At 71.0% G+C, this 9,814-nt stretch carries 6 protein-coding genes; 3 read left to right on the top strand and 3 right to left on the bottom strand.

Features of this window, described 5'->3' with window-relative positions; translation table 11 throughout:
- Positions 1 to 561: 561 nt before the first annotated feature.
- A complete protein-coding gene (locus tag NMN56_RS35560; protein WP_274039338.1) occupies positions 562 to 1,011 on the top strand; it encodes a PTS sugar transporter subunit IIA in 450 nt (149 codons plus the stop codon).
- A gap of 114 nt (positions 1,012 to 1,125) precedes the next feature.
- Positions 1,126 to 2,796, top strand: a complete 1,671-nt coding sequence (ptsP, locus tag NMN56_RS35555) for a phosphoenolpyruvate--protein phosphotransferase (protein WP_274039337.1) — start codon at positions 1,126 to 1,128, stop codon at positions 2,794 to 2,796.
- A gap of 169 nt (positions 2,797 to 2,965) precedes the next feature.
- Here the strand turns inward: ptsP and NMN56_RS35550 are convergent, their stop codons facing one another.
- Positions 2,966 to 4,981, bottom strand: a complete 2,016-nt coding sequence (locus NMN56_RS35550) for an acetoacetate--CoA ligase (protein ID WP_274039336.1) — start codon at positions 4,979 to 4,981, stop codon at positions 2,966 to 2,968.
- Between the two features lie 241 nt (positions 4,982 to 5,222).
- Between NMN56_RS35550 and NMN56_RS35545 the strand changes: the two genes are divergently transcribed.
- Complete coding sequence (locus NMN56_RS35545) at positions 5,223 to 7,700, top strand: glycoside hydrolase family 31 protein (protein ID WP_274039384.1); 2,478 nt, start codon at positions 5,223 to 5,225, stop codon at positions 7,698 to 7,700.
- Between the two features lie 129 nt (positions 7,701 to 7,829).
- Here NMN56_RS35545 and NMN56_RS35540 read toward each other — a convergent pair whose 3' ends face one another.
- Entirely contained in the window at positions 7,830 to 8,645 is an 816-nt protein-coding gene (locus NMN56_RS35540; RefSeq protein WP_274039335.1) for an SAM-dependent methyltransferase, read from the bottom strand.
- Positions 8,646 to 8,919: 274 nt separating this feature from the next.
- Entirely contained in the window at positions 8,920 to 9,735 is an 816-nt protein-coding gene (locus tag NMN56_RS35535) for an SAM-dependent methyltransferase (RefSeq protein ID WP_274039334.1), read from the bottom strand.
- Positions 9,736 to 9,814 lie beyond the last annotated feature (79 nt).

The following is a 9,814-nucleotide window of genomic DNA, read 5'->3' as shown; positions in this document are numbered from 1 at the left end:
TGAATGCTTCATTCGCGGAAGAGCGGAACCAGGAGAGGAATAATCCCCCGGTTCACAGCGTCCTCGCTGATCGCCCTCCACAAGGGAGGGACTTTTTCAAAGGAACCTCAACCCACCAGATCAACTGGCAGGTCGGGGTATCAACATATCTGGCGTTGACTTTTGGCACGCTGTTGAGTTCTCAAAGAACGGACGCTTCCTTTGGATTCCCTTCCGGGTTTCCTCCGGGCCGTTTTGAAAGGACCGGGGCCCTTTCGATGTCTCCGACTTTACCAGACCTTTTTCGCCGATCCGAATTCAGGTTGCGAGTGAACGCAGCCGTCCAACGGTGGAAAGAAGGGGGTTTGTTGGAGTGCTGCCCGCGCCGTCGGCGTTGGGCAGGGGTACGACAGTACAGGGCCCTCCAGGGGGAGGCAAATCGGTTTTCCTGGGGAGTGGGGCGGCGCACCCGTGTGCTCGTGCGGAAGGCTCCGTTCCTATGACTTACGCTTCTGAACGGTGCGCCGCCCTGGACAGGTAGGGGCGGCGACTGATCGAAACTCCGCCCCTGGGAGGCCGCCCATGACCACCGTTACGTCCCCGTTGACCGGACGAGCCATCGGTCTGCCCGCTGTGCCCGATCCGGTGTTCTCCGGGGCGATGGTGGGCCCCGGCACCGCTATCGACCCCGTACGTGAGCGCACCGACGCGGTGGCGCCCGTCGACGGGATCGTGGTGTCTCTGCACCCGCACGCCTTCGTGGTCGTCGACTCCGAAGGACACGGGGTGCTCACACATCTGGGTATCGACACCGTGCAGTTGAACGGTGAGGGATTCGAGCTGCTGGCCGCCAAGGGTGACACCGTGGCCCGCGGGCAGGCCGTGGTGCGCTGGGACCCGGCGGCCGTTGAAGAGGCCGGGAAGTCGCCGATTTCTCCGGTCATCGCGCTGGAGGCGACAGCCGACTCGCTCGGTGACCTCGTGGAGGACGGCGACATCGAGCGGGGACAGCCGCTCTTCGGCTGGAGCTGAGCACGGGCCCGGTCCCCCTTTTTCCTTACTCTTTCCCGCGCGTGACGCGTGCGGGGGCCGGGCGGAGAACTACCGCGGTGGCTGGTGCCGCCGCTTCTACCGGAGACGGGTGAGATGGACACAACCCTTCGAGGCGTGGGCGTGAGCCACGGGGTGGCGATCGGCGAGGCCCGGCACATGGGTACCGCCGTACTGGAGCCCCCGGCCAAGCAGATCGCCAGTGACGAGGCGCCGCGTGAGCAGCAGCGTGCACGGCAGGCCGTCGAGGCCGTTGCCGCCGACCTTGTGGCGCGCGGGAATCTCGCGGGTGGTGAGGCGCAGGCCGTGCTGGAGGCGCAGGCCCTGATGGCGCAGGACCCGGAGCTGATCGCGGATGTGGAGCGGCGGATCGCCGTGGGGAGCACCGCTGAGCGCGGGGTCTACGACGCGTTCGCCGCCTACCGTGCGCTGCTGGCGCAGGCCGGTGACTACCTCGCGGGGCGGGTGGCCGACCTGGACGACGTGCGGAACCGGATCGTCGCGCGGCTGCTGGGCGTTCCGATGCCGGGTGTGCCGGACAGCGACGAGCCGTATGTGCTGATCGCGCGGGACCTGGCTCCCGCCGACACGGCGCTGCTGGACCCGACGCTGGTGCTGGGCTTCGTGACCGAGGAGGGCGGGCCGACCAGCCACAGCGCGATTCTCGCGCGGGCGCTGGGGGTGCCGGCCGTGGTGGCGCTGCCCGGTGCGGGCGAGCTGGCCGAGGGAACGGTCGTCGCGGTGGACGGCAGCACGGGCGAGGTGATGGTCAACCCCTCCGACCAGGAGCGTGCCGGTCTTTCGCGGGCCGCGGAGGAGCGTAAGGCGGCGATCGAGGCCGCCAAGGGGCCCGGCGCTACCTCGGACGGACACAAGGTGCCGCTGCTCGCGAACGTGGGCGGTCCCGCGGACGTGGCGGCTGCCGTGGAGGCGGGCGCCGAGGGTGTGGGGCTGTTCCGTACGGAGTTCCTGTTCCTGGACGACAGTGAGCGGGCGCCGTCGGAGGCCAAGCAGGTCGAGGCGTACCGGAAGGTGCTGGAGGCGTTCCCCGAGGGGCGCGTCGTGGTGCGGGCGCTGGACGCCGGCGCCGACAAGCCGCTGGACTTCCTGACGCCGGGCGACGAGCCGAACCCCGCGCTGGGCGTGCGGGGGCTGCGGTCGTTGCTGGAGCACCCCGACGTTCTGCAGGGGCAGTTGAGGGCGCTGGCGAAGGCGGCCGAGGGGCTGCCGGTCTACCTTGAGGTCATGGCGCCGATGGTGGCCGACCGTACGGACGCCAAGGCGTTCGCCGACGCGTGCCGGGAGGCCGGGCTTCAGGCGAAGTTCGGGGCGATGGTGGAGATTCCGTCGGCCGCGCTGCGGGCCCGTTCGGTGCTCCAGGAGGTCGAGTTCCTGTCGCTGGGTACCAACGACCTGGCGCAGTACACGTTCGCCGCCGACCGTCAGGTGGGGGCGCTCTCGCGGCTTCAGGACCCGTGGCAGCCGGCGCTGCTGGATCTGGTGGCGATGTCGGCCGAGGCGGCGAAGGCCGAGGGCAAGAGCTGCGGCGTGTGCGGTGAGGCCGCGGCCGATCCGCTGCTGGCCTGTGTGCTGACGGGGCTCGGGGTGACCAGCCTGTCGATGGGTGCGTCCGCGATTCCGTTCGTACGGGCGCAGTTGGCGAAGCACACGCTGGCGCAGTGTGAGCGTGCCGCGGCTGCTGCGCGGGCCACGGACGCGGGGCCCGATGCGCGGGCCGCCGCGCAGGCGGTGCTGTCCGGCGAGTGACGATGCCGGGGTAGGTCCTGTGCCGGGTTCGGCCGCTTGTCGGCTGCGGCGCCTCCCCCGAGCTCTTCGAGCAGGGAGGTACCCCCATGGCTTGTCGCGCCCACGCAACGTAGTTGCACAGGAAACACAGCCCCGCGCCCCTTTTTCAGGGGGCGCGGGGCTTTTTGTGTCAGGGGCGGTCGGCTGCCAGGCGTTCGTAGAGGTGGAGGAGTTCCACGTTGTCGACTGAGCCGGGGTTGACGGCCTTTTCCAGGGGGGTGCCCTGGAGGAGGCGCTTGACGGGGACCTCCAGGCGTTTGCCTGTGAGGGTGTGGGGGACGGCGGGGATCTCGATGATCTCGTCGGGGACGTGGCGCGGGGAGAGGCCGGAGCGGATGGTGCGCTTGACGTTGTCGCGGAGCGCGTCGTCGAGGACGGCGCCTTCGGCCAGGTGCACGAAGAGGGGCATCCAGTAGCCGCCGTCGGGGAGTTCGACGCCGATGACGAGGGATTCGCGGATCTCGGGGAGCCGTTCCACGGCCTCGTAGATGTCGGCGGAGCCCATGCGGACGCCGCCCCGGTTGAGGGTGGAGTCGGAGCGGCCGTGGATGACGACGCTGTTGCGGCTGGTGAGGGTGATCCAGTCGCCGTGGCGCCATACGCCGGGGTACACGTCGAAGTAGCTGTCGTGGTAGCGGGAGCCGTCGGGGTCGTTCCAGAAGCGGACCGGCATGGACGGCATGGGCTTGGTGACGACCAGTTCGCCGACCTCGTCGATCAGGGGCTTGCCCTGCGGGTCCCATGCGTGGAGCGCCGTGGCGAGCGAGGGCGCCTGGAGTTCGCCGGTGTGGACCGGGAGGGTGGGGACGGCGCCGGCGAAGCAGCTGCACACGTCGGTGCCGCCGCTGACGGAGGCGATCCACATGTCCTCGGACACCTCGTCGTGGATCCAGCGGAAGCCGTCGGGCGGGAGGGGTGAGCCGGTGGTGGCGACGCACTTGACGCGGGAGAGGTCCAGGTCGCGGCCGGGGTGGATGCCGGCTTTGCGGCAGGCCATGACGTAGGCGGCCGAGGTGCCGTAGACGGTGGTGCCGGTGCGTTCGGCGACGCGCCACTGGGCCGCGACGTCGGGGTACCCCGGGCTGCCGTCGTAGGTGACCACGGTGCAGCCGGTGAGCAGTCCCGAGACCAGGAGGTTCCACATCATCCAGCCGGTGGAGGTGAACCAGAAGAACCGGTCGCCGGGGCCGATGTCGTTGTGGAGCGTGAGCTGCTTGAGGTGTTCGAGGAGGATGCCGCCCTGGGACTGGACGATGGCCTTGGGCAATCCCGTCGTGCCGGAGGAGTACAGGACCCACAGCGGGTGGTCGAAGGGGACCTGTTCGAAGCGGGGCTCGGCGTCGCCCGAGGTGAGGTCCGACCACTCCAGGGCGCCTTCGGGCGCCGGGGTGCCGAGCAGGGGCACGTGGACGACGGCGCTGAGGGTGGGGAGTTCGGCGCGCAGCTCGGCGACGGTGTCGCGGCGGTCGTGCTCCTTGCCCCCGTAGCGGTAGCCGTCGACGGTGAACAGTACGACCGGCTCGACCTGCTGGAAGCGGTCCAGGACGCTGCGCGCTCCGAAGTCGGGGGCGCAGGAGGTCCACACGCCGCCGACGGCAGCGGTGGCGAGCAGTGCCACCGCTGCCTCGGGGATGTTGGGGAGATAGCCGCTGACGCGGTCGCCGGGACGGACGCCGATACGGCGCAGCTCCTCGGCGAGTGAGGCGACCTGGCCGCGCAGCTGGGACCAGGTGACGGGCGTGGGCTCATGGGTCTCGTCGACGTGGAGGATCGCGGGCTCATCGGCGCGTGCGGGGTCCTCGGCGGTGCGTAGCGCGTGCTCCGCGTAGTTGAGGGTCGCTCCCGGGAACCACCGGGCGCCCGGCATCGCCTCGCCGGCGAGAACGGTGTCGTACGGGGTGCTGAAGCGGATGCCGGACCACTCGGCGAAGGCACGCCAGAAGGCGGCCAGTTCCTCGGTGGACCAGCGGTGCAGCGCGGCGTAGCTCGCTGCGGGGTCGCCCGGGGTCGCGGCGGGCGCCCCGTGGTGCTCGGCCGCCCACGCCTGGAAGCGCGTGATCTGGGCGGCAGCGACGCGGTCGGGGCCGGGCTGCCAGAGCGCCTCGGGTTCTCCGGAGGGTCGAGAGGTGCTGTGCCCTGCTGTCATCGCTGCTCCCTGGCTCTGCTCGTACGCGTCGTTCTGTCCGACAGCGCCGTATCCGCGCACACGGTGCCGCGCGCGGGTATGTGTTGGCTGGGCAGGACGATGCCACGTGATCATCTTTTGTGCCAGGGTCGGGGTCACACACCGGCGGGTGTGGTGTGTGTGCCGGGACCATGGTGGCCTGGGGGTGAACGGCGGTTGAACAGCACATCAGGTGACAGTTTCCGATGGCAGGCTGAGCGGCATGGACGCGCGTGACCTGGTGCGGTCGGTGACAGGGTTCGGCACGGGCCGGGGCGTGCGGGCCCTGCGTTCGGCGTGGCGCAGACGGCGCGCCGACACGGTGGCGCTGCCGCGGCAGCGCGGGGAGCGGGCGCGGGTGCCGGGTGAGGCCGCGGGCGCAGAGCCGGGGCCTGGCGGCGGGGTGGTCAGGTTCGCGCGCTCCTCGCTGTGTGTACGGGTGACCGTGGGCGGCGCGGTGTTCCTGGGGTGGGACGGCGCTGAGCCCGAGCCGTCGTACGCGCTGGCGGGCGCGTGTCCGGAGCCGGACCCGCGTGCGGCGCTGGAGCCTGACAAGGACGGCGGCTGGCGTGTGGTCTCGGAGCGGATGCTGGTGATCGTCTCGCGGCACGGTGCCGTTGAGGTGCGGACTCCGGGTGGCGCGCTGTTGCGGCGTGATCTGCCGCCCCGCTGGTGGGAGGGCGAGAGCGCCGGTACGCGGTGGATGCAGCGCTCGGAACTGCCGCCTGACGCGCGGTTCTTCGGGCTGGGCGGAAGGGCCGCTGGTATGCGGCTGCGCGCGGGCCCCTACCGGCTGTGGAACACCGACCCCGGCCCCTTCTCAGCGGACGAGGACCCGCTCTACATCACGATGCCTGTCCTGTTGAGTGTCGCCGACGCGGGCACGCATCTGGTGTTCCTCGACAACTCGTGGGACGGCACGGTGGCGCTGCGGGAGGGCGTCGAGGGGCTGGGTTCCGGGCACGACAGGCCGGCGCGGTGCGAGGTGCGGATGAGTGGCGGTCCGCTGCGCTGCTGGGTGATGGCCGGGGCGCCCTCGCGGGTGCTGCACGGGTGGGCAGCGCTGACGGGGGCGCCCGCGCTGCCGCCGCGCTGGGCGCTGGGGCACCAGCACGCGCGGTGGGGGTTCGGGAGCGAGAGCGAGGTGCGCCGTGTCGCCGCCGGTTACCGGGATCGTGGGCTGCCGCTGCGTGCGCTGCACCTGGACATCGACCACTACAGGGGGCACCGCGTCTTCACGGTGGACAAGGAGCGCTTCCCCGACCTGCCGGGGCTGGCCGCCGACCTGTACGGGGACGGGGTGCGGCTGGTGTCGATAGTCGACCCCGGGGTGAAGGCGGAGCCCGGGAATCCGGTCTACGACAGCGGTACGGCTGCCGGTGTGTTCATACGGGACGCGCGGGGACGTGAGGTGCGGGGCGTGGTGTGGCCGGGAGAGGCGGTCTTCCCCGACTTCACCGACCGGAGGGTGCGCAAGTGGTGGGGCGCGCTGTACGGGGAGCGCCTGGCGCAGGGGTTCTCCGGGGTGTGGCACGACATGAACGAGCCGGCTGTGCTCTCCGCTTTCGGTACCGCCGGGGACCGTACGCTGCCGCTCTCCGCGCGGCACGCGCTGGAGGGGCGGGGCGGCGACCACCGGGAGGCGCACAACGTCTACGGGCTGACGATGGCCAAGGCCGGCTACGCGGGGCTGCGCGAACTGCGGCCCGAGCGGCGGCCTTTCGTCTTCTCCAGGTCGGGCTGGGCGGGGATGCAGCGGTACGGGGGCACCTGGTCAGGGGATGTGGAGACGGCCTGGGAGGGGCTGCGGGCCTCGCTGTCGCTGGTGCTGGGGATGGGGTTGTGCGGTGTGCCGTATTCGGGGCCCGACATCGGGGGGTTCACGGGAAGCCCCTCGCCCGAGCTGTATCTGCGGTGGTTCCAGTTGGGCGCCTATCTGCCGCTGTTCCGTACGCACGCGGCCAAGTGGGCGGGGCGGCGGGAGCCGTGGGAGTTCGGTGACGAGGTACTGGAGCACGCGCGGGCCGCGTTGGCCGAGCGGGAGCGGCTGCTGCCGTACCTCGTCACGCTCGCGCAGCTCGCGCACCGTACCGGAGCGCCTTATGTGCGGCCCGTGTGGTGGCAGCACCCGAGGGACCGGCAACTGCGCGACTGCGAGGACGCGTTCCTGCTGGGCGACGCGCTGCTGGTGGCTCCGGTCATGGAACCCGGTGTGCGCGCGCGCACCGTGCGGCTGCCGAGCGGCCGGTGGTACGACACCGCGACGGGGCGTGCCCACGAGGGGCCAGGCACGGTGCGGGTGGAGGCGCCGTTGTCGCGGATCCCGGTGCTGGCGCGCGCGGGGGCCGCTGTTCCCGTGCTGGGCGCCGACGGGAAGACGGAGCTGGAGGTGTGGCCGCCGGCGCCGGGCCGTACGGGCAGCGGCCTGCTGATCCCGGACCCGGGCGAGGGCTGGGACCGGCCGGACGCCGAGCGGTTCACGGTGCGTGGGGGCGGGAGCGGGCACGGGGGTGCCGTCGCGGGATCACTCGGTGGCGGTGGTGCCGGTGGCGGTATCGGTGCAGGTGGCGGTACCAGTGTCGGTGGCGGTGGCGCCGGGCCGGGAGTGGGTGGTTCCGGTGGCGGGGTCACCGTGGAGCGGGACGACGGTGTGGCTGTGGGGTACGCGGTGCGGGTGCGGGGTGGATCGGGGGAGGCGTAGCGGGAGGCCGTTTTGCAGCCAGCGGCCTTTGCAGCGGCGGCCTTGTGCGGGTGGCCGTTTGCCTCTGGTGGGCCTATGGGTGCGGGTGACCTCTTTGCAGCGCCTATTACGGGCCCTTCATGGTCCAGGTCATGGTTTGCGGGCCACTCCCCCGAAGTCGTCGACCTCGGCGGGGGTGCCGGGGAGGTCTGGGTCGGGGCGCCAGTGGGAGATGGAGAGCAGGCCGGGGTCGAGGAGTTCGAGGCCGTCGAAGAAGCGCGCGAGCTGGTCAGGGGTGCGGTTGACGCGGGGGCTGTCTCCGGTGGCGTTCCATTCCTCGATCATCCGGCGCATGGCGCGCGGGTTGACGACCTCGGTGTCGTCGCAGAGGACGAGGTGGCTGCCAGGGGACAGCCCGTCCATGAGGCGGGTGACGAGCGCCTGGGCCTCCTGGTCGTCGGTGATGTGGCCGGTGACGCCGAGCAGCATCAGGGCGACGGGTTCGCTGAGGTCGAGCGTCTGCGAGGCCCCGTCGAGGATGGCGCCGGTGTCGCGCGCGTCGGCGTACAGATAGCGGGTGGCGCCCTCGGGTGTGCTGGTGAGCAGGGCGCGGGCGTGTACGAGAACCAGCGGGTCGTTGTCGACGTAGACGACGCGGGCCTCGGGCGCCGCGCGCTGGGCGACCTCATGGGTGTTGTCGACGGTGGGCAGCCCTGTGCCGATGTCGAGGAACTGCCGGACGCCCGCCTCTGCGGCGAGATGGCGTACGGCGCGGCAGAGGAAGGCCCGCTGGGCGACGGCGATTTCGACGATCTCCGGGTTCACGCGGCGGATACCGTCTCCGACCACGCGGTCGACGGCGTAGTTGTCACGGCCGCCGAGCCAGTAGTTCCAGATGCGCGCCGAGTGCGGCACGGTCTCGTCGATCGAGGGCAGCACGGCGTCCTCGCCGTGTCCGTCCGCCATGAGGGCTCTCCTTGTCGTGTGCGCGTTCGTGTACGCGGTCGTTGCCCGGTCGTGTACGCGGTCATTGCCCGATCGTGTGCGCGCGTGACCTTCGCGGTGTCCGGGTTCGCCGTGATCTCCGGGACAACGTAGCCCCTACCAGAGGCATATGGCCGCGCGTAGGCGTCAACTACCCCGATTCGGCGGCGCGTTCATGCTGCGGTCACCGCCCTCTGCGGGAGCCGCCGTTACCGCTTGGGGCCCTACGGCCTTCGGGCTCTACGGCTTGGGAGCCTCACGGCTTGCGGGCGACGCCGCAGTAGCCGTCCACCTCCGCGCTCTCGTTCGGCCCGTGCGCGTCGGGGCGCCAGTGGGGGAAGGACACCACTCCTGGCTCCAGGAGTTCCAGGCCCTCGAAGAAGCGGCCGATCTCGGAGGGGCTGCGCAGGTACATCTTGGGCCTGCCGTAACGGTTCCAGTGCCGCACGCTCTCGGTGATCCCCTTGGGATTCACGACGGCGGTGGCGTGCGAGAGCACGAGGTAGCTGCCGGAGGGCACGGCCGACAGCAACCGGTCCACGATCCGCTTGGCCTCGTAGTCGTCGAGCAGGAAGTGCGTGATGCCCAGCATCACGATCCCCACGGGGCGCGTGAAGTCCAGGGTGCGCGCCGCCGCTTCCAGGATGGCGTCGGGTGCCTGTGCGTCGGCCTGGATGTAGTCGGTTGCTCCCCTGCGCGTGCTGGTCAGCAGGGCGCGGGCGTGCGCGAGCACCAGGGGGTCGTTGTCCACATAGACGATCCGCGACTCGGGGGCCACGCGCTGGGCGACCTCATGGGTGTTGTCGAAGGTCGGTAGCCCGGTACCTATGTCCAGGAACTGCCGTATGCCCGCCTCGTCGGCGAGGTACCGCACCGCGCGGGTGAGGAAGGCCCGGTCGGCGCGCGCCATCCGCACGATGTCGGGGAAGGCCCGCTTGATCACCTCGCCGACCCGGCTGTCCACGTCGTAGTGGTCCTTGCCGTCCAGCCAGTAGTTCCAGATCCGTGCCGAGTGCGCCACGGTGGTGTTGACCCCGGGGGTCCGCCGGTCGGGCGACGAGTCGTCTGACATGTGGAACTCCGTGTTTCGGTCCGCCTGTTGACGCCCAACCTACGGCAGGTGTGGATCAGACGCGCGGCCGGTACGGCGG

Source organism: Streptomyces iconiensis (assembly GCF_028657195.3).
GTDB lineage: Bacteria > Actinomycetota > Actinomycetes > Streptomycetales > Streptomycetaceae > Streptomyces > Streptomyces iconiensis.
Note: the sequence above shows the minus strand (reverse complement) of the source record. Positions and strands in the feature narration are given on the sequence as shown.